At 66.2% G+C, this 20,765-nt stretch carries 20 protein-coding genes and 2 pseudogenes; 15 read left to right on the top strand and 7 right to left on the bottom strand.

The features are described 5' to 3' along the window. Positions 1–173: 173 nt before the first annotated feature. Positions 174–1,388 carry an erythromycin esterase family protein gene (locus ACFYOW_RS08735; RefSeq protein WP_387285848.1) on the bottom strand — a complete coding sequence of 405 codons (1,215 nt, stop codon included), beginning with the start codon at positions 1,386–1,388 and terminating at the stop codon, positions 174–176. Between the two features lie 111 nt (positions 1,389–1,499). On the opposite strand from ACFYOW_RS08735, the gene ACFYOW_RS08730 reads away from it, so the two are divergent. Continuing rightward, on the top strand, positions 1,500–2,201 hold the full coding sequence (locus ACFYOW_RS08730; protein WP_387286091.1) for a TioE family transcriptional regulator: 702 nt from the start codon (positions 1,500–1,502) through the stop codon (positions 2,199–2,201). Positions 2,202–2,514: 313 nt separating this feature from the next. After that, positions 2,515–2,733: pseudogene (locus tag ACFYOW_RS08725) on the top strand (aldo/keto reductase); the annotation flags it as partial. 79 nt (positions 2,734–2,812) lie between these two features. Here ACFYOW_RS08725 and ACFYOW_RS08720 read toward each other — a convergent pair. Then, the gene (locus tag ACFYOW_RS08720) at positions 2,813–3,562 is read right to left on the bottom strand and encodes an SDR family NAD(P)-dependent oxidoreductase (RefSeq protein WP_387285847.1); all 750 of its coding nucleotides are present in this window, start codon (positions 3,560–3,562) and stop codon (positions 2,813–2,815) included. Positions 3,563–3,582: 20 nt separating this feature from the next. Further along, positions 3,583–4,347, bottom strand: coding sequence for an SDR family NAD(P)-dependent oxidoreductase (locus ACFYOW_RS08715; protein ID WP_387285844.1), 765 nt, complete (start codon positions 4,345–4,347; stop codon positions 3,583–3,585). 53 nt (positions 4,348–4,400) lie between these two features. Here ACFYOW_RS08715 and ACFYOW_RS08710 point away from each other — a divergent pair, with 53 nt between their 5' ends. Genes ACFYOW_RS08710 through ACFYOW_RS08685 form a run of 6 tightly spaced genes read left to right on the top strand, consistent with a single transcriptional unit; the run spans position 4,401 to position 10,338 of the window. Continuing rightward, positions 4,401–5,831, top strand: a complete 1,431-nt coding sequence (locus ACFYOW_RS08710) for a class I adenylate-forming enzyme family protein (protein ID WP_387285842.1) — start codon at positions 4,401–4,403, stop codon at positions 5,829–5,831. Beyond that, a complete protein-coding gene (locus tag ACFYOW_RS08705) occupies positions 5,824–6,969 on the top strand; it encodes a thiolase family protein (RefSeq protein WP_387285839.1) in 1,146 nt (381 codons plus the stop codon). Before ACFYOW_RS08710 ends, ACFYOW_RS08705 begins: the two co-directional genes overlap by 8 nt. 12 nt (positions 6,970–6,981) lie before the next feature. After that, the gene (locus tag ACFYOW_RS08700) at positions 6,982–7,881 is read left to right on the top strand and encodes an ArgK/MeaB family GTPase (RefSeq protein ID WP_387286089.1); all 900 of its coding nucleotides are present in this window, start codon (positions 6,982–6,984) and stop codon (positions 7,879–7,881) included. A gap of 11 nt (positions 7,882–7,892) precedes the next feature. Then, positions 7,893–8,309 carry a Zn-ribbon domain-containing OB-fold protein gene (locus ACFYOW_RS08695; RefSeq protein ID WP_063039589.1) on the top strand — a complete coding sequence of 139 codons (417 nt, stop codon included), beginning with the start codon at positions 7,893–7,895 and terminating at the stop codon, positions 8,307–8,309. A 30-nt stretch (positions 8,310–8,339) separates the two neighbouring features. Then, a complete protein-coding gene (locus ACFYOW_RS08690; RefSeq protein WP_387285838.1) occupies positions 8,340–9,482 on the top strand; it encodes a thiolase family protein in 1,143 nt (380 codons plus the stop codon). 43 nt (positions 9,483–9,525) lie between these two features. Further along, positions 9,526–10,338, top strand: coding sequence for an SDR family NAD(P)-dependent oxidoreductase (locus tag ACFYOW_RS08685; protein WP_387285836.1), 813 nt, complete (start codon positions 9,526–9,528; stop codon positions 10,336–10,338). 484 nt (positions 10,339–10,822) lie between these two features. Here the strand turns inward: ACFYOW_RS08685 and ACFYOW_RS08680 are convergent, their stop codons facing one another. From ACFYOW_RS08680 to ACFYOW_RS08670, 3 genes are read right to left on the bottom strand one after another with little or no spacing between them, the layout of a single operon-like run. Next, on the bottom strand, positions 10,823–11,902 hold the full coding sequence (locus ACFYOW_RS08680) for a dihydrodipicolinate reductase (RefSeq protein ID WP_387285835.1): 1,080 nt from the start codon (positions 11,900–11,902) through the stop codon (positions 10,823–10,825). 4 nt (positions 11,903–11,906) lie between these two features. Further along, positions 11,907–12,725 carry an acyl-CoA thioesterase gene (locus tag ACFYOW_RS08675; protein ID WP_387285833.1) on the bottom strand — a complete coding sequence of 273 codons (819 nt, stop codon included), beginning with the start codon at positions 12,723–12,725 and terminating at the stop codon, positions 11,907–11,909. Positions 12,726–12,770: 45 nt separating this feature from the next. Beyond that, a complete protein-coding gene (locus ACFYOW_RS08670) occupies positions 12,771–13,424 on the bottom strand; it encodes a TetR/AcrR family transcriptional regulator (RefSeq protein ID WP_387285831.1) in 654 nt (217 codons plus the stop codon). 177 nt (positions 13,425–13,601) lie between these two features. Between ACFYOW_RS08670 and ACFYOW_RS08665 the strand changes: the two genes are divergently transcribed. The 6 genes and pseudogenes from ACFYOW_RS08665 (at position 13,602) to ACFYOW_RS08640 (ending at position 19,078) form a co-directional block, all read left to right on the top strand. Further along, positions 13,602–14,600, top strand: coding sequence for an acyl-CoA dehydrogenase family protein (locus ACFYOW_RS08665; RefSeq protein ID WP_387285829.1), 999 nt, complete (start codon positions 13,602–13,604; stop codon positions 14,598–14,600). Continuing rightward, complete coding sequence (locus tag ACFYOW_RS08660; protein ID WP_387285827.1) at positions 14,584–15,759, top strand: acyl-CoA dehydrogenase family protein; 1,176 nt, start codon at positions 14,584–14,586, stop codon at positions 15,757–15,759. Before ACFYOW_RS08665 ends, ACFYOW_RS08660 begins: the two co-directional genes overlap by 17 nt. An 11-nt stretch (positions 15,760–15,770) precedes the next feature. Further along, a complete protein-coding gene (locus ACFYOW_RS08655) occupies positions 15,771–16,553 on the top strand; it encodes an enoyl-CoA hydratase (RefSeq protein ID WP_387285824.1) in 783 nt (260 codons plus the stop codon). 405 nt (positions 16,554–16,958) lie between these two features. Beyond that, positions 16,959–18,314, top strand: coding sequence for a cytochrome P450 (locus ACFYOW_RS08650; protein ID WP_387285823.1), 1,356 nt, complete (start codon positions 16,959–16,961; stop codon positions 18,312–18,314). A gap of 336 nt (positions 18,315–18,650) precedes the next feature. Beyond that, positions 18,651–18,809 (top strand): annotated as a pseudogene (locus tag ACFYOW_RS08645) (NUDIX hydrolase); the annotation flags it as partial. Between the two features lie 26 nt (positions 18,810–18,835). Further along, positions 18,836–19,078 carry a hypothetical protein gene (locus tag ACFYOW_RS08640; RefSeq protein ID WP_387286098.1) on the top strand — a complete coding sequence of 81 codons (243 nt, stop codon included), beginning with the start codon at positions 18,836–18,838 and terminating at the stop codon, positions 19,076–19,078. Between the two features lie 25 nt (positions 19,079–19,103). Here ACFYOW_RS08640 and ACFYOW_RS08635 read toward each other — a convergent pair whose 3' ends face one another. Beyond that, positions 19,104–19,901: an inositol monophosphatase family protein gene (locus ACFYOW_RS08635; RefSeq protein ID WP_387285820.1), complete on the bottom strand. Its 798-nt coding sequence runs from the start codon at positions 19,899–19,901 to the stop codon at positions 19,104–19,106. Between the two features lie 260 nt (positions 19,902–20,161). Here ACFYOW_RS08635 and ACFYOW_RS08630 point away from each other — a divergent pair, with 260 nt between their 5' ends. Continuing rightward, complete coding sequence (locus tag ACFYOW_RS08630; RefSeq protein ID WP_387285819.1) at positions 20,162–20,362, top strand: hypothetical protein; 201 nt, start codon at positions 20,162–20,164, stop codon at positions 20,360–20,362. Positions 20,363–20,765: the final 403 nt, after the last annotated feature.

The raw sequence follows: 20,765 nt of genomic DNA, 5'->3' as shown, positions 1-20,765 counted from the left end.
TCACCGCCGTGCCGCACACCGTGCTCGTGGGCGGCCGTCGAGAATGTATTGGTGGCAGTAGACGTCGAGAGTACGCCTCTCACAATGCATTCTCGGTCTTCAGGCGATCGGTTGTCTGTGGACGCTGCGCCGTGCACGCCCGGGGGCTGGCGGATCCTCTCCGGCGGTGGCTGCTACCAGTACTGATACCGTTTTCCGTCGGTGTCGGCGATGAAGATGACCGCGTCGGCGCCGTCGAATTCTGCTGGGGTGAGCGGGATGTGGCCGGGCAGGATCGGTTCGCCAGGGCCGATCGACGGGGGAAGCGCGGCGCGCAGGGCCGGTGTCGGGAACAGGGCGCGGCGGGTGGTCGCCTCGGCCAACATGCCCTGGAGGGTGCCGGGATCGCTGTCGGGGTTGGCGTCGGTTGCCAGGAACGCGTAGCGCTCGCCGAGGGTGAGCGCTACGAGCGCTCCAGCGTTTCCCCAGCTCACCTTGTCCTCGCCGTCCGACTGCGTGCGTTGCAGGTGGAGGTGGAGGTTGTGCGCGAACACCAGGCTCGGTCCGCGTCGCTGCTCCTGCGCGACGATCGCGAGCAGGTTCTCGGCCATCATCTCGGTGCGCAGGCTGACCAGCGTCGCGATGCGATCAGGGGCTGGACTCGCCATGGCCGCGTGATAGCGCAGCAGGCCCTGGGTGGTGCGCGCGTACGCGACGGCGTGGGCGTAGCCGGTCGGATCGGCGCGGTGCAGGTCGGGTGCCGCGCGGCGCAGCGTGCTGGCGAGGTCGTCGGCGACGATGCGCAGGGCGCGGGCGCGGGCGGTGTCGCCGATGGAGGCTGCCGGATCGAACATGGCCGCCGGGTTCGTCCAGTCCGTGTCCTCGCCGAGCAGCGTGTCGAGGTCGTGGACTGATTCGGGCCGCAGGGCCGCGGGCAGGTACTCGATGACCGAGGACAGTGCGCGTCGCGGGCTCGGCGCACCCGAGTACTCCGTCGGCGCGTCGAAGCCGTAGAAGCGAACCCGATCCTGCGGCGCGCTGGCGGCATTGTGCGCGCGGAGCCATTCGACGAGTTCGCGGTTTCCCGGCACGGCGCCGAACCCGTGGCTGAACCCGGTCGCGAGCACCGTGTCGATCTCCGCCGTTGCCCCGGCAACGTAGTCGTCGACGACGGACGCGGCGAAGACATCTGTCTCCAACACGATCGACCGGTACCCCCGTTCGACGAGGTGGCCGAGGATTTCGTTGCGCAGCAACGGGAACGCCTCGATCCCGTGGGTCGGCTCGCCGAGTGCGAGCAGGACCGGCGGCTCGGGCCGCGCGGCGAGCAGTTCGTCGAGGGCACGGCCGAGGCCGGCCGCGTCGTCGAGTTGGCGGCCGATCCCACGCAGTGATGCGGCAGTAGACATGAACACCCCTTCCGGAAGTACCTACCCTCGACGGTATCGTTGAAGATTCGGGTGAGACTTCTGAGACTTCTACCTGCAATCCATAGATGAAAGCCTCAATCGGAGGTAAAGCTGCGTCCCATCGACCTCGCCCGAGAACACGGGCTGTCCGCGCAAGCGATCCGCAACTACGACGACGCCGGCATCCTCCCGCCGACCGAGCGCAGCGAGACCGGCTACCGGCGCTACACGCCCCTGCACGCGCAAGCCCTGCGCGCCTTCCTCGCGCTACGCGGCGGACACGGGCACCAGCAGGCAACGGAGATCATGCGCGCGACCAACCGGGGCGACACCGAGTCCGTCTACCGGCTAATCGATGCCACGCACGTCGCGCTGCTCACCGAACGCGATACCCGCACCGAGGTCGCGGCTGCACTCGACAGCCTGTCCACCACGAAACCGCCCCTTGTCAACGGCCGTCCGCTGACCGTGGGCGAACTCGCGCGCCGGCTCGGCGTGCACCCGGCGACGTTGCGCACCTGGGAGACCGAGGGCATCCTGCGCCCCGAACGCGACCGGGCAACGGGCTACCGCGAATACGGACCGGATTGCGTGCGCGACGCCGAGATCGCACGACAACTGCGCCGAGGCGGGTACCTGCTGCACCAGGTCGCGCAGTTCATCGAGTCGCTGCGCGAGGCGGGCGGTGCGGAAGCGTTGAGCGCCTTCCTCGACTCCTGGCAGGAGCGGCTCACCGCGCGCAGCCGCAACCTGCTCGCCGGCGCGGCCCAACTCGACGCCTACCTCGCCCTGCTCGATCAGCACGCCTTATGAAACCATCGCCGACCAACACCTACCGCGCGATAAATCAGCATGAGCCTGTGTGCGACAGGCGGCAGAGACGTTCGCCATCCAGGCGAGTCCACCGTTCGGCGGCTACCGCCTTCCTGCTGCGTGCGTGGCTGACCGGTCGTGTGATGGTGCAGCCGGCCGACGGGCTGAGCAGAGCGATCGGCTGGCGACCGAGGCGCCCAGCGGCATGACAGTGCATTCGATCTGATCAGGTAAGGGTCACGGTGGTGGGAGTCAATCAGCACATAAGCCTCGATGCGGCCGACCATCCCAGTTCGGCCACACCCATGGCCATGACGTGGTGCTCGCGACCAAATGCTTCTACCCGATGGGCGCGGACCGCAACCAGCGTGGCGGCTCCCGGCGGTGGATCATGCGTGCGGTCGAGGCCAGTCTCCGTCGGCTCGGCACCGACTACATCGACCTCTACCAAGTCCACAAACCCGACTTGGATACCGATCTGGAGGAGAACCTCGGCGCGCTGACCGACCTCATGCGCCAAAGTAAGGTGCGCAACGGCCGGGCTGATATCGCTGAGCGCTGTGATCCGCGCAAGGCCCCGAAGACCATACTTCTTCGGGGCCTTGCGCCGATCATCCCCGCGGAATCAGCACTTCCGAACGCTGCACCGTGCCGGTGATACCGGCGGCATCCTGGCCCGCCAGCAGCACCGCGGCGCGGGCGATCGTTTCCGGCGGCTCGACCATGTTCGCTGGAATCTCCTGGCCACCGCCTCCGGCCTGCCAGCCTTCGGTCAGTACGACCCGAGTCGGGCTCAGGCAGTTGACCGCGATGTTGTCGTCCTTCAGTTCCGCGGCCAGACCGAGGTAGAGGCGTTCGACGGCGGCCTTGGACACCCAGTACGCGTTGGCGCCGCGGATCATATCCACGCCGGTGGTGGTGATCGCGATGAGCGAGCCGCCGCCGCGGGTTTTCAGATGCGGGATGACGGCCTTGGTGGTGAGGAATACGCCGTTCAGGTTGACGTTCATGCACAGCTGCCAGCGCTTGAGGGGTGTGGTCTCGATCGGACCCAACCACATCACGCCCGCATTGGCGACCAGGATATCGATACCGCCGAATTCCGAAACCGTTGCGGCCACGGCATTTTCGACCGACTCCTCACTGGTGACATCGCATGCCACCGGCATTGCCGTTCCGCCCGCGGCCGTAATCCGGTCGGCGACCGAACCGATGGTGCCCGGCAGCTTGCCCTCGGTTTCCGAGCGCGCTGCGACGGCCACTGCCGCACCCGCTCCGGCCAACCCGGCGGCTATCGCCGCACCGATGCCGCGACTGGCACCGGCGACGAATGCGACCTTGCCGCTGAGTGTTTCGCCCATGCCGGGGTACGGTTGCCCGTTCATTTCGGTGGGAAGCGCAGCGCGCCGTCGAGCCGGATGACCTCGCCGTTGAGGTAGTTGTTCTCGATGATCGACTGGGCCAACTGCGCGTATTCCACCGAGCGGCCCATCCGCTTGGGGAAGGGCACCTGCGGGCCCCAGTAGCCCTCCAGCTGGTCGGCGGCCTTGCCGTAGGCGGGCGTGTTGACCGTGCCGGGCGCGATGGTGACCACCCGGATGCCGAGCGGGGACAGGTCGCGGGCCGCCACCAGGGTCATACCGATGACGCCGCCCTTGGCCGCCGAGTAGGGGAGTTGGCCGATTTGGCCTTCGTACCCCGCGATCGAGGCGGTGTTGACGATCACACCGCGGGCGCCCTCCTCCAGTGCCTCGGTCTTGGCGATGGCCGCGGCCGAGAGGCGCAGCACGTTGAATACGGCGGTCAGATAGAACTCGATGGTGGTGCGGAAACCGTCGAGTGCCAGCGGCGATCCGTCCTTGCCGACGAGGCGGCCGCCGGTGGCAGGGCCGCCATGGGTGTCGACCGAAATGCGCAGCGGTCCAAGGGATTCCGCCTCGGCAATGGCCGCGAGCACCGACTCCTCACTGGTCGCGTCGGTGTGCACGTAGCGGATGCCGAGTTCTTTCTCGAGTTCCCTGCCCTTGTCGTCGGCGACATCGGCGACCACCACCTTTGCTCCGGCGGCGTGCAGGCGACGCACGGTGGCCTCGCCGAGTCCGCCGGTGCCGCCGACGACGATGGCAGCGCTCCCACTGATCTGCATATCGTGATCCTCTCTTGCAACTAACACTCTCCTATGGAGAGAATAATGTTCTCATGAATATCAGCATGATCCTAGACATGGCCGCATCGGCGGGCGATCGGACCGTGATCACGGTCGGCGATCGCTCGCTGACCGCCGCCGCCCTGCTCGGCAATGCGCGTCGCGCGGCCGTCCGCTTCCAGCGGCACCCCGCGGTGCTGTATCTGGGCGCGAATCACCTGGCCTATCCGGTCGCGCTGTTCGGCGCGGCGCTGGCCGGGGTGCCATTCGTGCCGCTGAACTATCGGCTCGGCGAACAACAGCTGGCCATGCTCTTGGAGCGTCATCCAGGGGCGCTGGTGCTGCGGCCTGACGACCTCGATGCCCTGGTCGAGGAGGGCGCCGCCGATGCGCCCGAACTCGAGGTGCCGTGGGATGGCAATGCGGTCGCGGCGATCATCTACACCAGCGGCACGACCTCCGAACCCAAGGCGGCGTTGCTGCGGCATCGGCATCTGATGGCCTACTTGCTGAACACCGTGGAGTTCGGCGGTGCGCAGGAGACGGATGCGGCGCTGGTGTCGGTGCCGCCCTATCACATCGCGGGTCTGACGAATCTGCTGTCGAATCTCTACTCCGGCCGCCGGGTGGTCTACCTGGCGGCGTTCGACGCGTCCGGCTGGCTGGAAACGGTTCGGCGCGAACGGATTACCCACGCCATGCTGGTTCCGACCATGTTGGCTCGCATCGTCGCGGCCGTCGACGGCGCCGACGCGGGAGTGCCGACGCTCGTCAGTCTCGCCTACGGCGGCTCGCGTACGCCGCGCCCGGTGCTCGAGCACGCGCTGCGGGTGTTCCCGGACACCGGCTTCGTCAATGCGTACGGACTCACCGAGACCGCGTCCTCGATCGCGGTACTCGGACCCGACGATCACCGTGCGGCCTTCGCCTCGGATGATCCGGCCGTCCGCGATCGGCTCGGCTCCGTGGGACAGCCGCTGCCCGGGATCGAGATCCAGATCCGCGCCGAGTCCGGCGAGCCCACCGGGGTGGGGGAGGTCGGGCTGGTATTCGTGCGCGGCGAACAGATCTCCGGTGAATACGGCGGCCGCAGCGCCCTGGACGCCGAAGGCTGGTTCCCCACCCGGGATCTGGGCCGCCTGGACGCCGACGGCTACCTGTTCATCGAAGGCCGCGCCGACGACACCATCATCCGCGGCGGCGAGAACATCGCGCCCGCCGAGATCGAGGATGTGCTGCTGGAATATCCGGGCATCACCGAGGCCGCGGTGATCGGGGTGCCGGATCCGGAGTGGGGACAGCGACTGGTCGCGGTGCTCGTCGGCGCGGGCGAGCCGGACGAGATCAAACAGTGGGTCCGCACGCGACTGCGGTCGTCGAAGACGCCCGACACCATCGTGTTCCGCCGCGAACTGCCCAAGACCGAAACCGGAAAACTGCTGCGCCGCAACCTTGTCACCGAAATGGAGAACACCAATGCCTGAAGCTGTCATCGTGTCCGCCCTGCGCGCTCCGATCGGAACCGCCCGCAAGGGCACGCTGCGTGATACCAATGCCTTCGACCTGGCCAAGCATGTGGTGGCCGCGGCCGCCGAGGGACTCGACCCGGCCCGCATCGACGATGTCGTCCTCGGCGAGGGCCGCTACGGCGGCGGCGTGCTGGCCCGGCACGCGGCGATCACCGCAGGCCTGACCAATGTCGCCGGTGTGGCGCACAACCGGCATTGCGCCGCGGGCATGGCCGCCGTGCAGACCGCGGCCGCCGGCATCCGGGCGGGAATGGACGAACTCGTCATCGCCGGTGGCGTGAATTCCGAATCCACCGCGCCGCGTGTGCGTTTCCGGGTCGGCGAGGACGAATGGATCGACCCGTGGGTCGCGCCGAGCCATCCGGACCGGCCGGACGCGCCCTGCCTCGATATGTCGATCACGGTCGGCTGGAACACCGCGGTGGCGTCCGGCATCTCGCGGGCGGAGATGGATGCATGGGCGCTGCGCTCGCACCGCAACGCCATCGCCGCCATCGACGAGGGCCGGTTCAAGGAGGAGATCGTGCCGATCGACACTCCGCACGGACTGTTCGCGGTCGATGAGCACCCGCGCCGCGATACCAGTCTGGAAAAGCTGGCCGGATTGAAGGTGCTGCACCCAGAGATCGAGGGCTTCAGCATCACCGCGGGCAATGCGTCGGGCTCCAACGACGGCGCCGCGGCCTTGGCCATCGCCAGCGACCGGCTCGGATTGCCCGCCCTCGGCATCATCCGCGGATGGGCCTCGGTCGGCGTCGACCCGCACGACACCGGGCTGGCGCCGATCGAGGCGATCACCAAGGCCGTTGCCAGGGCCGGTATTTCGCTGTCGCAGGTGAGTCTGTTCGAGATCAACGAGGCATTCGCCTCGGTGCCGATCGCGGCGACCAAGGCGCTCGATATCGATCCCGATCGGGTCAACTTCAGCGGCAGCGGATGCTCGCTGGGCCATCCGGTCGCCGCCACCGGAGCCAGGATGATCGTCACGCTGGTGCACGAATTGCGGCGTCGCGGTGGCGGTTTCGGAATCGCGGCACTGTGCGCGGGTGGCGGGATGGGTTCGGCCACCGTCATCGAGGTTCCGGCTCCGTAGCGCGTGGGGACCATTGCGGAGCTCATCGCCGCCGCGCGGGCCGGATCGGTGCGGGCCGCGGGGCGGTTGCTGAGCGCGGTCGAGGGACCACAGCGCGACGAGGTGCTCGCGCTGCTCGACGCCGTCCCGGTGCGGGTCATCGGGGTCACCGGCCCGCCGGGCGCGGGCAAATCGACCACGATCGCGGCACTGGTCGCCGCCTACCGCGAGCAGGGCCTGCGGGTGGCGGTGCTGGCGGTCGATCCGTCCTCGCCGTACAGCGGCGGCGCGCTGCTGGGTGATCGAATTCGGATGGCGCAGCACATCAATGATCCCGATGTGCTGATCCGGTCGGTGGCCACGCGCGGCCATCTGGGCGGTCTCGCGGCCGCGGTGCCCGCCGCCATCCGATTGCTCGGCGCACTCGGCCACGAGCTGATCCTGCTCGAAACCGTCGGCGTCGGGCAGTCCGAAATCGAGATCGCCGCGATCGCCGACCCCACCCTGGTGATTCTGAATCCCGGTGCGGGAGACGCGATTCAGGCCGCGAAGGCGGGTCTGCTCGAGGTCGCCGACATCCTGGTCGTCAACAAGGCCGACCGGGAAGGCGCCGATCAGACCGTGCGGGATTTGCATCAGGAGACCGCCGCCCCGATCCTCACCCTGGTCGCGGTCAAGGGCGTCGGGATCGCCGAATTGGTGGCTGCGATCGATGTGCATCACCGCACCGACACCCTCGCCCGCAGGACCGCGCGGGCACGCGCGCAGATCCTGTCCCTGGCCCAGACCCGGTTGCGGACCGATCCGGCATTGGCGGCATTGGCGGACTCGGTCGCGGCCGGACAACTCGATGCGTACACCGCGGCGGAGCAACTGGTTCGCATTTCGTCGGAAATAGCGTATACATTTTACAAGAATGACATTTCCACCTGATGGAGGACGGCATGGCAAAGGCCCTCGCGCCCGATGTCTCGACGTGGCCGGCGGAGAATCCGCAGTTGATCGGTAGCCGCTGCGCCGCATGCAGCGCGGTCACCTGGCCCAAACAACCACGCTGCCCCCGGTGCAGCGGCCCGGACATGTCCGAACGGCTGCTGCCCCGACGCGGCACGCTCGTGGCCTGGACCACCCAGGGCTTCGTCCCCAAACTGCCGTACGCGGGCAAGGAGACGGCCGAAAGCTTCGAGCCGTTCGGGATCGGACTGATCCAACTGGGCGATGACGTGCGGGTGGAGGCCCGGCTGACCGTGGCCGAACCGGCCGAGCTGCGCTTCGGGATGGATGTCGAGCTGGCCTTCGTCCCCCTTTATGTCGACGACGACGGGAACGAAGTCGTCACGGTCGCTTTCGCACCGGCCTGATCAGCGGCTACGGCTACCGAGGAGATTTGAATGAACGACGTTGCCATCATCGGCGTCGGCCTGCACCCGTTCGGCCGCTTCGCCAAGTCGGCCATCGAAATGGGCGCCGACGCAATCCAATTGGCGCTGACCGACGCCGGTGTCGAGTGGAAGGACATCCAGTTCGGTTTCGGCGGCAGTTATGAGGTCAGCAACCCCGATGCCGTGACCCGGCTGGTCGGGCTGACCGGAATCCCGTTCACCAATGTGTTCAATGCCTGTGCCACCGCGGCCAGTTCGATCGAACAGACCGCGGAGGCGATCCGGTCCGGACGATACGACATCGGCATCGCGGTCGGCATGGACAAACACCCGCGCGGTGCGTTCACCGACGATCCGGCCAAGCTCGGGCTGCCCGCGTGGTACGCGGAGAACGGACAGTTCGTCACCACCCAGTTCTTCGGGATCAAGGCGAACCGCTACATCCACGAGCACGGCATCTCCCAGCGCACCCTGGCCAAGGTCGCCGCCAAGAACCTCCGCAATGGCGCGCTCAATCCGAATGCCTTCCGGCGCAAGCCGATTGCGGAAGACGAGATCCTGAACTCGACGATGCTGAACTATCCGTTGACGCAGTACATGTTCTGCTCGCCGGACGAGGGGGCCGCGGCCGTGATCATGTGTCGCGGGGATATCGCGCACCGCTACACCGGCACCCCGGTATACCTGCGCTCGAGCGCGATCCGTACGCGCCGTTACGGCGCGTACGAGGTACACAGCACCTGGGCAGCCATCGATGAGGACGTCTCACCGACGGTGTACGCCTCCCAGGCCGCATTCGAGGCGGCCGGGATCGGACCCGAGGACGTCGATGTGATCCAGCTCCAGGACACCGACGCGGGCGCGGAGATCATCCATATGGCCGAGAACGGTTTCTGCGCCGACGGCGACCAGGAGAAGCTGCTCGCCGAGGGGGCGACGGAGATCGGCGGCCGCCTGCCGGTGAACACCGATGGCGGGCTACTCGCCAACGGCGAACCCATCGGGGCCTCCGGCATCCGGCAGGTCTATGAACTGGTGCTGCAATTGCGCGGCCAGGCGGGCGAGCGGCAGGTGCCGGGTAATCCCCGTGTCGGTTACGCCCAGGTCTATGGGGCGCCCGGTACGGCGGCGGCATCGGTTCTCAGCCTCTGACGGTATTTCGACCCACCATCCATCCGGCGAGGAGGAGCAGCCGATGCTGATACAAGAGGGACAGGTCGCCGTGATCACCGGCGGTGCGAGCGGCATCGGCTACGGCCTGGCCGAGGCGCTCGCCGCGCGCGGGGTACGACTCGTCATCTCCGATATCCGCGAGGACGGCCTGATCGCGGCGGCGGCAGCATTGCGCGACGCCGAGGTCACGGCCGTGGTGGCCGATGTGAGCGACGAGGCATCGGTGCGCGCGCTGGCCGAGCGCACCATGGCCGCCTACGGCCGGGTGGATCTGGTCTGCAACAACGCCGGGGTGGTGTGCCCGGCCGCGCCGCTGTGGGACCAGGACGCGCGCACCTGGCAGCGGATGATCGGGGTCAAGATTCTCGGTGTCGTCCACGGCGTCAAGGCATTTGCGCCGCTGCTCATCGAGCAGGGCACCGGCCATTTCCTCAACACCGCCTCCTCCGGCGGCCTCGCCCCGCTGCCCGGCCGCACCCCCTACACCGGCACCATGCACGCGGTGGTCGGTCTCACCGAGACGCTCGACTTGGAGCTCAAGCAGGTAGCGCCCGCGCTGGGCGCAACCGTGCTCTGCCCGGGGCTGGTCGACACCCCGCTCGGTCAGAACTCGGCCACGCTGGGCGCGATCGAATTACCGGCCGATGCCGGCGCGACCCCCTCGATGCGCAGCCTCGCCGCCGCACGTGGCGGAATCCTTTCCCCGCGCGAGGTCGCCGAGTCCGCGCTCGCCGCAATCGAAGCGGGCCGTGTCCACGTGGCTCCCGGTGATGGCGTAGTCACGCGAGCGCGGGCGCGGGTAGACACCCTGCTGGCCGATATTACTGTCGTCTGACCGCGAATTACACACTGCTGCAACAGGTATCCTGTGGGCCGACAACGGCTCAGCCCGCGCACGGTCGCGGTGCGCAAGCCTTGCCGTCGCCTGGTCGCGAATTAAACACTGCGGCAACAGATATTGCATAGGTCGACAACGGCTCAGTCCGCGCACGGTCGCGATGTACAAGCCTCGCTGTCACGTGCTCGCGAATCAGTCGCTGCGGCAACAGATATCGCGTATGCCAACGCTGTTCGGCCGAGTTCGGCCGTGATGTGCTCGGCCGGGCACGGTCGTGGTGTGCTCGGCCGAGTTCGGTCGTGGTGTGCTCGGCCGGGCACGATCGCGATGTGCTCAGCCGAGTTCGGCCGTGATTGCTCAGCCGAGTACGGCCGTGATGTGCTCGGCCGGGCACGGCCGTGGTGTGCTCGGCCGAGTACGGTCGTGGTGTGCTCAGCCGAGTTCGGCCGTGATTGCTCAGCCGAGCACGGTCGTGGTGTGCTCAGCCGAGTGTCGTTGCGATGTGCGGTAAGTCGAGCGTCGACCGAATCCCGGGATCGGCGGCGCACACCGAGGGAATCGCATTGACCGCGCGGTTGGCGGTATAGGCGGGGGATACGGCGGCCATTTGTTCCAGCGGAATCGGGAAGCGCAGATCCACTTCCAGTGGCGCGTCGCCGACCACCGATATGTGCCATCCGGTATCGCGCAGGTCCCAATCGGCCTCGATATCGGTGGTGCAATACCAATTGGCGCGAAAGCTCAGCACCGGTTCGCCTGCCACCAGACCGGAGACCGTAGTGCGTTGGGCCGCAACGGTTCCCTGCTCGATCGTGCCCGCCGCGATGCGGGTGGTCGCACGCGCGGTCGCAACCGAACCGTCTGCGTCGATCGAATCCAGCGGGCAGCCGAGCGCGTCGCCGACCAACCGCAGTGACGGACCGAAACTCGCGGCCAGATGCTCCGCACGGGCCGCGTTGGAATCACCCGGTGGCCGCCCGAAACCCATGACGTCGAACAGCATGGCGGGCGAATCGCGTTGCGACAGATCCGCGTACTCGTCGATCATCAGCCGGTCCAGTCGGCGCTGGATCGAGGACAACACCAGCGGCACCGCCTCGGTGATGAAACCCGGACTGCTGCCGGTGCTGTGGATCGAGGTGGCCCCGAGTGTGCAGGCCTGCTGAATGCGTTGGCGCAGTTGGGGATCCATACTCGGCGGGTGGTGGAACAGGCCGCATGTCGTCACCACGTTGGTGCCCGATGCGAGCAGGCGGATCACCACCTCCGCGTCGAACACGAGCGGCATATAGAGCACGCAGTCGGCGTCGAGTTCGACGATCCGCTCGATGTCATCGGTGGCCAGCACACCGGTGGCGAGAATATCGCAGAACTCGCCCGCGTCGCGCCCCACCTTGTCCGCGCTGTGCACGAACAGGCCGACCAGCTCCATCTTCGGATGCTCGACTACGCCGCGCAGTGCCCGCGCGCCGATGGTCCCGGTGGCCCATTGCACCACCCGGTGCGGCCGGTTCTCGGGTGCGTCGGAGGATCGCTTGATCACCATTCGATTCACGACCACGGGTTCACCCGACCTCGGATGGGAAGCGCACCATGGCTTCTTGCGCGTACGAGGCGACCAACCGGCCGTTCTCGGTCAGCACGTCGCCGCGGCCGAAACAGCGGCTGCCCGCCATGAGCGGGCTGTGCTGGCGCAGCAGCAGCCACTCGTCGGTGCGCAACGGTCGGTGGAACCACACGCTGTGCGAGGTCACCGCCGAATGGAATGCGGTGCCGTTGCCGCGCTGACACACACCTTCGATCGGCCGCAGTGCGGTGCCGATGAGGTTGAGATCGGTGGCGTAGGAGATGATCGCCGGGGCCAGCCGTGGATCGACGTCCGGTGTGCGCATCCAGAACTCGAATTCCGGTGCGGCGGAGGCGGTGTCGTCGAGATCGACAGCGGATCGGGTTTCCCAGGGCAGCAGGTCCCACGTCACCTTGTACTCGGCGCTCAGCAGCGCGGGAGCGGCGGGCACGCTCTGGTGTTCCGGTCCCTCCGCCTCCGCGTGCAGCGACACCGATGCGGTGGCCACGACCCCGTAGCTCTGCTCGGCGACGATGGTCACGGTGGCGAAGGAGCGGCCTCCGTGATGTCGGCGCACCCGATAGCGGATCGGCTCATCTGTCCTGCCCTCGCGGGCGAACAGTGCGTGCAGCGACTTGACCGATTTCTCCGGGCAGGTCAGATCGGCCGCGCGGATGAATTGGCCGAGCAATTGCCCGCCGAAGACGCGGTAGTACTCGAGCTGCTGGTTGCGTCCCTCGAAGACGGATTCGTCGTCGAGGGACGGCCGAGCGGTCAGGTCGAGACAGCCGAGAAGATCATTCCAGAGGTCGGGCATGTCCCCGAGTGTAAGTGAAACTCTCCTGAATTGAGAATATTATTCTCAATTCTTGGTGAAGCCGTGTGCGCAGAAGTTCCAGACCTCGGTCGCGGTCAGCGGGTGCACGGTCTCCTCGTCGGTGCCGCCGGTGGACTGGGCGATGAACATGACCGTCTGCATGACCATCGCCGCGGTCCGTCGCGGATTCGCGTCCGAGCGCAGCTGATCGGCCTGTTTGGCCTGCTCCATGAGCTCGGTGAACAGTGCGAGCAGCGGTGCGTGTGCGACCTTGACCTGCGCCGGATGCGTGACGAGCAGCTGTGGCGCGAAGTCGGTGAACAGCGGGCGCTGTGCGGCCGGATCGGGCCGCGACAACTCGAACAACAGCTCGACGGTTACCTGCAGCCGCTCCAGCGGATCGGCCTTGGCGTCGGCGGCGGCATGCAGCTGATCGGCGGTGCGCACGAGTGCGTCTTCGAAGAGGGCTAGCAGTAGCTCGTGCTTGCCGTCGAACTGCAGATAGAAACTCCGCAGCGACTGGCGCGAACGATCGACGACTTCCTGAACGGTGAAGTCAGTGCTGCCCTTCTCGGTGATGATGGCCTGCGCTGCGTCGAGGAAGCGCTGAACGCGCTGTTCGGCCCGCAATTTCGCGGTCCGTAACGAGCGCTCGACGGCGCGCTGCTTCCAGGCGGGCTCTTCGCTCGGGCTGGTCACCGGCGCTCCGGTCCTCGGTCATGTAGAGAGAACATGGATGCACTGTACCGGAGAACGGGGTGTCTCCGTGTTGGCTGGACGCTGTGTCAGCGAACAAATGCGAGACTCTTACTTTCCGAACTGGAGAATGATATTCTCGGATCTGGAGTGTGTCGGAGTGGCAAGGAGGCAGGCCGGATGCTTTTGGAGTTCGACTCCGATCAACTGCTGTGGCAGCAAACCGTCCGCGAGGTGGTCGCCAAGCAGTGTCCGCCGACCCTGATCCGCGAGGTCGCCGATAAGGGCGCGGATCCCGAGGGACTGTGGCGTACCTATGCGGAGCTGGGATGGATGGAGCTGACCGACTCGGCCGACGCGGTGGAACTGGGGATCGTGCTGGAGGAGCTGGGGCGGGCCACCGACCCGACCCCGTATCTGGCCACCATGACCCAATTCGCGCCGCTCGCACCGGATTTCGTGCGCCAGGGTGAACCGGGCGCCGCGGTGTACGACGGTGTGTCGGCGGTGCGCGACCGGGATGGCTGGCTGCTGAGCGGCACCGCGCGTCACGTGCTCGACGGCGATCGGGCGCGGCAGCTGGCGGTCGTGACCGAGGCCGGTGTCTTCGTGGTGCCCGCCGACGACGTCATCGTGCGGCGTGCGGCCGTGTTCGATCCGGTGCTGCATCTCGCCGAAGTGAGCTTTGTCGAGGTGCGGGTTCCGGACGATCGCTACCTGCGCGTCGATCCGCAGCCCGCGCGCCACCTGGCCACGACCGGAATGGCGCTGACCATGGTCGGCGCGTGTCGACGGGTACTGGACATGGTGCTCGAGCATGTACGCAGCCGACAGCAGTTCGGCGTGCCGATCGGCTCGTTCCAGGCGGTCAAACACAAGGCCGCCGATATGCACATCGCGATCGAAAGAGCCCGCGCCCTGGCGTATTTCGCGGCGATGACGATCCGCGAGAACGATCCGCGGCGGCGCCTGGCGGCGTCGATGGCCAAGGCCGCGGCCGGCGAATGCCAGTCACAGGTGTTCGGACGCGGCATGCAGTTGTTCGGTGCCATGAGCTTTACCTGGGAAAACGACCTGCAGTTCGCGCTCAAGCGGGCCAAAGCCGGTGAGCTGTTGCTCGGCGGCGCGGCCGAGCACCGGGCGCTGATCGCCGAGGAGTACCGTGCGACTGACTTTTGATACCGAGGTCGAGGAGTTCCGGGCCGAATTCATCGCCTTCCTCACCGAATTCATGCCCGACGAGGCGGTGGCGGCCCAGGATCGGCCGATCTCCAGTGCGGAGGTCCCGCCGTGGGCGCGGGAATGGCAGCGTCTGCAGTTCGACCACGGCTGGTTGCTACCCGGCAACCCACCGGAATTCGGCGGCCGCAATGCCGGAATCCTGCAGCAGTATGTGCATTTGGAGGAGCTGTCCAAGCGGCGCATCTATCACAGCTTCAATCCGCAGGGGCTCGGCATCATCGCCGCCTCGCTGCTGTCGTTCGGCAGCGCGGAGCAGAAGAAGCATTGGGCGGCAAGGATTTTGCGGGCCGAGATCACCGCAGCGCTCGGCATGAGCGAACCGGGGGCTGGGTCGGATCTGGCCGGGCTGCGCACCCGGGCCGTGCGCGACGGCGATCATTTCGTGGTCAACGGGCAGAAGGTATGGACCTCCGGCGCACACGACGCCGACGTGCTGCTCACCTTCGTGCGCACCGATCCGGATGCGCCCAAGCACAAGGGCATCAGCGTGCTGTTGATCCCCACCGATACTCCCGGCGTGACCCGGCGACCGTTCGCTTCCATCTGCGGACCGAACGATCTGGACTTCAACGAGGTTTTCTTCGAGGACGTCCGGGTGCCCGCGGAAAATCTGGTCGGCCCGCTGCACGGCGGCTGGGGCGTGGCCAACGGTTCGCTCGGACATGAGCGCACGCTGCTGTGGCTCAGTTTCGCCGGCCGGCTGCAGGAGCTGATCGAGGACTTCCACCCGCGCACCGTGCTCGACCGCGACCGGTACGCGACGCTGGTCATGGATGCTCAGGCGCTGCGGTTGCTCGGGTCGGCGGCGCTGGCGCGCGAGGCGCGGGGCCAACAGGACGTGGCCGCGCTGTCGGTGCTGAAACTGCTCGGTTCCGAGGCGGTGCAGAACGGTTCGGAACAGGCGCTGTCCGCACAGGGCCCCGACGGCCTGATCCATCCGGCAATGACCGCGCCGTTCAACCCGTTGAACAATGACAATTTCATCAGCAGTTGGTTCGAACGGTATGTCCGCAGCTTCGCCGGAACAATCGCCGGCGGCACCTCCGAAATTCAGCGCAATATCGTCGCCGAGCGAGTGCTCGGACTGCCCAGGTAGCGGAGTTCGCCATGCATATTCTGTACGCCGTCGCCGACAAGATCGCGACCATCACCCTGAACCGTCCCGAGGTCGCGAACGCCCAGAACGGTGAGCTACTGGACGAACTCGATGCGGCATGGGCTCGGGCGGCGGCCGACGACGACGTATCGGTGATCGTCCTGCGGGCCGAAGGCAAGCATTTCTCCTCCGGTCATGATCTGCGCTCGGGCGGCCCGCTACCGGACAAGATCACCCTGGACATGATCTACAACGTCGAATCGCGCCGCTATCTGGAGTATTCGCTGCGCTGGCGGAATGTGCCGAAACCATCCATCGCCGCGGTGCAGGGCCGCTGCATTTCCGGTGGCCTGCTGCTGTGTTGGCCGTGCGATCTGATCGTCGCCGCCGAGGACGCGCTCTTCTCCGATCCGGTCGTGCTGATGGGTATCGGCGGCGTCGAATATCACGGGCACACTTGGGAATTGGGCCCGCGCAAGGCCAAGGAGATCCTGTTCACGGGACGTCCGGTCACCGCGCGCGAGGCCGAGCAGGTCGGCATGGTGAACAAGGTAGTGCCGCGAGCCGAGTTGGATGCGCAGACCACCGAGCTGGCCACACAGATCGCGGCGATGCCGCCGTTCGGGTTGCGTCAGGCCAAGCGTGCGGTGAATCAAACGCTCGACATACAGGGCTTCTACGCCGCCATCCAATCGGTCTTCGATGTGCACCAGACCGGCCACGGCAATGCCCTCAGCCATTCCGGTCTGCCGATTCTGGTGCATCTGGACGAGATGAAGGAAAAGATGCAGTAGGTCGACTGCGGCGTGTGCGGGTGACGGCGACCTGGGAGCTGATTCTGGTTGTGGCGGAATGGCTTTTCGCCGAATGCGGATGGTGGCGGTGTCGAATCGGCAGATAGGCGAGGCGGCGAGCACTCGGCGGCGAGAACGATCTCTCGCTTGCCGATCTGGTGGCGTTGCTACCAGGCGCTTGCGATCAGATCGAGCAAGAGCGGAGCAACGGCCCGGCTTGCCGCGATGGCATGTGCCGCAGTCAGGCTGAACGGGCTGCCATCGGAATCGGTTACGACGCGCCACATTCGCGTGCGATGAGAACGCCAGCGGCTTTGCCGGCCGGGACCTGTTGCGGGAGTTGGCCTCCAGTCACAACCACTGAAAATCAGCCGGATTCCGAGGAGATCGGTTCTACTTATTCTCATGTCTTCCACCTCCACAGTCAGCGGCCTGCCCCCGATGGTCGCCGGCCGCCTCCGGAATACCAAACATTTTGTCGTCGACCCGATCTCGTTCCTCTCCGACTCCATGACCCACCACGGCGACGTCTTTCGGTTCCAACTGATCAACGGGAGCATGGTCGGGATCACCCATCCCCACCACATCAAGTACGTCTTGCAGGAGCGCATGGCGAACTTCACCCGCGAGACCCAGATGTACGACATCATCGAGCCGTTCGTGGGGCGAGGGCTGGCGACCATCGCCGACCACAACCGGTGGAGACGCAACCGGCGCCTCGTCCAACCGGCCTTCCACCACAAGAAGATCAGTGCGCTGACCGAGATCATGGTGGCCGAGATCGACTCCATGTGTGACGAATGGGCCGAACACGCCCGCGCCGGACGGACGGTCGATATCGGTGAGCAGATGAGCCACCTCACGCTGCGGATCGTGGTGCGGGCGCTGTTCGGATTGGATCCCAACGGCCCGGAGGTCACCGGCTTCGCCCGCGCGACGCAGAAGGTGAACGCCGAGTTGGGGAAGTTCGTGCGAATGCCCTTGGTTCCCTTGAAGTTTCCGACGCCCAGCCATCGCCGTTTCTGGCGCGGGATCGCCGAAATGGATGCCATCGTCTACAAGGTGATCGACGACTTGCGCGACTCCGGCAGCGGTGGGCTGCTGTCTATGCTCATCAACTCCACGGACGCCGATACCAACGAGAAACTCACGGACCTGGAACTGCGTGACGAGGTCGTTACCATGCTCTTCGCCGGTCACGAGACCAGCTCCTCGGCATTGACGTCGGCCATACTGCTGTTGCAACTGCATCCGGAGGTGCACCAGCGGCTGCGCGATGACGTTGACAGCGCCTTGACCGGCAGGCATGCCACCCTGGCCGACCTGCCCACGCTGCCCTACAGCAAGCAGGTACTCGAGGAGGTGTTGCGGCTCAAACCGCCGGCATGGATGGGGCAGCGGCGCGCCGCCGAGGACGATGAGATCGGGGGCTACCACATCCCGGCAGGCACTCCGCTGATGTACAGCTTCTACCACGCACACCGAAACCCCGAGTGTTGGGACCGGCCCGATACCTTCGACCCGGACCGCTTCGCCGCCGACGCGGTCGCCGGCCGTGACCGGAACTTGTGGCTGCCCTTCGGCGCGGGCGGACACCTCTGCATCGGCAACGCATTCGCGATGATGGAGATGCAGCTGGCGCTCTCGACCATAGTCAGCCGGTTCGAGCTGACCATCGACAACCCGGACCTCACACCGATCTCCGCGCTGACCCTCAACACCAAGTTCCCGGTCATCGCGACGGTGACCGAACGGCAATAGCCTTGTGAAGAGTTGGTTTGGAAGCAGCCGAATGGCGCCATGGCAGTGGGTGACGCGGAACTCACCGATCACCGGGCGTAATTCCTGTCGGAAGTCAGTGACTCGTTACCGGTATCGACTGGTCTCCAGCAGCTCGGTCGCAACTTGTGCCCGCAAGGGCCTGCCGCATAAGAAGATCCCAAGGTGGTCCTCCCGTGGGCGTAGGGTCGAGCCGTGGAGCGCACCCAGTGGAAGATCCATGGCGAGAGGCTGGTAGATGAGAACCGGCACATTCGATTGTCGACGGTCGATGTCGAGTTGCCGGATGGCGTGCAGTTCACGCAGTATGTGGTGCGAATGCCGCGTTGCGCGATGACGTTGGTACTAAACGAGGACCACGAGGCCCTATTGATGTACCGGCATCGGTTCATTATCGACAAGTGGGTGTGGGAATTACCCGGCGGCTATGTCGATCACGCCGAAGACGTTGCCGCTGCAGCCGCGCGCGAGGTGGAGGAAGAGACGGCTGGCGGCCGCGATCGATGGAGCGCCTGGTCACCTATCAGCCGTCGATCGGCAGCCTGGACCAGCCGCAGGAGATCTACGTCGCGCGAGGTGCCGACCTCACCGACACGGCGCCGGACATCAACGAAGCCGAAGACATCCGCTGGATACCGCTGGACGAGGCGGTGAAGATGATCAATCGCGGCGAGATTATCGGCGCCGCAACGGTTGTCGCCATCTATCGCGCGCTCACTCTCGAAGGGCAGTCAGCGCCGCATTGATCTCTGGCGGAGCCGTGCGGCCGCACTACCGGGCGCTTGCGATCAGATCGAGCAAGAGCGGAGCAATGGCCGGGCTTGCCGCGATGGTATGTTCCGCAGTCAGGCTGTGCGCGCTGCCATCGGAATCCGTTACGACAGCGCCACTTTCGCGTGCGATAAGAACGCCAGCCGCGGTATCCCACGGCTTGTTGGACAGCGAGACGCACGCGTCGAGGCGCCCGTCGGCGACCCAGGCGAGATCCAATGCTGCCGATCCGAGCATGCGCACTCGCTCGACTCGTCCCGCGAGCGCGGTTGTCACGGCGAAGCGCTGCCGATTCTTCTCGGCAGCATCGGCTCCGACGGCATAGTCACCTATCGAAACGATCGCATTTTCAAGAGAATCCGTGTGACTCACCTTTATTCGAGCATCGTTTCGGAAGGCGCCATGCCCCGCGCTCGCATGGTACTCCAGGTCCAAGAATGGCGCCTTGATGATGCCGATCACCGGAATACCGTTGTGCACCAGAGCTAATGACACAGCGCATAGCGGGATCCCGTGAATGAAATTCGACGTCCCGTCTATGGGGTCGAGTATCCAGCGATAGGGCTGTTCGTGGTCGGACTCCTCATGCTGGCCAGCTTCTTCTCCAACAAATCCGATGCCCGGAGTACGGCTGCCGAGAAACCGGCAGACCTTCTCTTGGATGCGTAGGTCGAGATCCGTAACGAAATCACGGTCGTCTTTGACCGTGATTTTTCCTGGTTCAGCAGTCCTCAGAAGTCGGCAACCTTCCTCGGCCGCTAAACGCCCAACCGTCAGCAGCTCGTCGAAGCTCGTCACCCGGGAACCCCAGTAGTGAACTGTGCGACTCCAAGCACACAGCGTATTGGACTCGCGTGAACGCTGGACTGATCCGTCCGACTCGGGAGGCTGTCCGATGAGCTCCGAGGCGATGACGTTACCCACCAGTGAAAGCCTGGTCGAGGCGGTCAAGGGCGGCAGCACCGACGACCCGGTCTGCGCCGCTGTCACCGTGGGCCACCGCGGCCGATAAGCCAGTCGGTTGAATTCGTCGAGCGGATAGCTGATGCGGTCCGCGAATGGGGAGAACGGTGAACCGGCTCACTCCCGAGATGGCGCGCGAGATGGACCGCTGCGACAAGGTGCCCCCCGGTCTGACCTACGAGCACGCCCACGGCATCGTCATCGTCAACCGGGATAAAGGCACCTGCGCCCCCACTTCCTGCCCGCGCCTGGCCGCCGCGCTCGAGCGCATCCGCATCGCGGAACAAGCCCGGTGAGCTACGTCCCGCCACCGTCGATCGCCAGGAAGCGCGCAGAAGAACGTTGTGACGCGTGCACGTCACAACACCGTCCCCGGCTGTGCGTGGCCGGGGACGGTTCTGATCTCTCCTGTGGGGTACGGGAGTTGTAGGTAATGGAGGAATGTCCGTGGGATTCAACGGGATTCGGGCAGTCATCTCGGTTGTCGCTGTCAGCGCCGCACTACTCGGCGGCCAGACGCTTACCACCCCACCGGTCGCCTATGCGGGACCGTGTCTGTTCGGGCACGTGGACCCGATCAAGGCGCAGGCGCAGCTGACCAGTTGGACGCGCGCCGGGCGACAGGCCAGCTCGCGGCACGGGGTCCGATCGCGACTACGTCCCACCAGTCGCGCTACTCGATCACCCCGCGGGGCCTCG

The sequence above is a fragment of the Nocardia sp. NPDC006982 genome, assembly GCF_042869435.1.
GTDB lineage: Bacteria > Actinomycetota > Actinomycetes > Mycobacteriales > Mycobacteriaceae > Nocardia.
This window is presented reverse-complemented; position numbering and strand designations above follow the sequence as displayed.

Bases quoted from the DNA above. Each gene is read 5' to 3' on its own strand.
- ACFYOW_RS08685 (WP_387285836.1), top strand. From the start codon at position 9,526: ATGCTGATACAAGAGGGACAGGTCGCCGTGATCACCGGCGGTGCGAGC.
- ACFYOW_RS08710 (WP_387285842.1), top strand. From the start codon at position 4,401: ATGAATATCAGCATGATCCTAGACATGGCCGCATCGGCGGGCGATCGG.
- ACFYOW_RS08705 (WP_387285839.1), top strand. From the start codon at position 5,824: ATGCCTGAAGCTGTCATCGTGTCCGCCCTGCGCGCTCCGATCGGAACC.
- ACFYOW_RS08675 (WP_387285833.1), bottom strand. From the start codon at position 12,725: ATGCCCGACCTCTGGAATGATCTTCTCGGCTGTCTCGACCTGACCGCT.
- ACFYOW_RS08690 (WP_387285838.1), top strand. From the start codon at position 8,340: ATGAACGACGTTGCCATCATCGGCGTCGGCCTGCACCCGTTCGGCCGC.
- ACFYOW_RS08720 (WP_387285847.1), bottom strand. From the start codon at position 3,562: ATGGGCGAAACACTCAGCGGCAAGGTCGCATTCGTCGCCGGTGCCAGT.
- ACFYOW_RS08715 (WP_387285844.1), bottom strand. From the start codon at position 4,347: ATGCAGATCAGTGGGAGCGCTGCCATCGTCGTCGGCGGCACCGGCGGA.
- ACFYOW_RS08735 (WP_387285848.1), bottom strand. From the start codon at position 1,388: ATGTCTACTGCCGCATCACTGCGTGGGATCGGCCGCCAACTCGACGAC.
- ACFYOW_RS08630 (WP_387285819.1), top strand. From the start codon at position 20,162: ATGGGGAGAACGGTGAACCGGCTCACTCCCGAGATGGCGCGCGAGATG.
- ACFYOW_RS08665 (WP_387285829.1), top strand. From the start codon at position 13,602: ATGCTTTTGGAGTTCGACTCCGATCAACTGCTGTGGCAGCAAACCGTC.
- ACFYOW_RS08655 (WP_387285824.1), top strand. From the start codon at position 15,771: ATGCATATTCTGTACGCCGTCGCCGACAAGATCGCGACCATCACCCTG.
- ACFYOW_RS08650 (WP_387285823.1), top strand. From the start codon at position 16,959: ATGTCTTCCACCTCCACAGTCAGCGGCCTGCCCCCGATGGTCGCCGGC.
- ACFYOW_RS08695 (WP_063039589.1), top strand. From the start codon at position 7,893: ATGGCAAAGGCCCTCGCGCCCGATGTCTCGACGTGGCCGGCGGAGAAT.
- ACFYOW_RS08640 (WP_387286098.1), top strand. From the start codon at position 18,836: ATGGAGCGCCTGGTCACCTATCAGCCGTCGATCGGCAGCCTGGACCAG.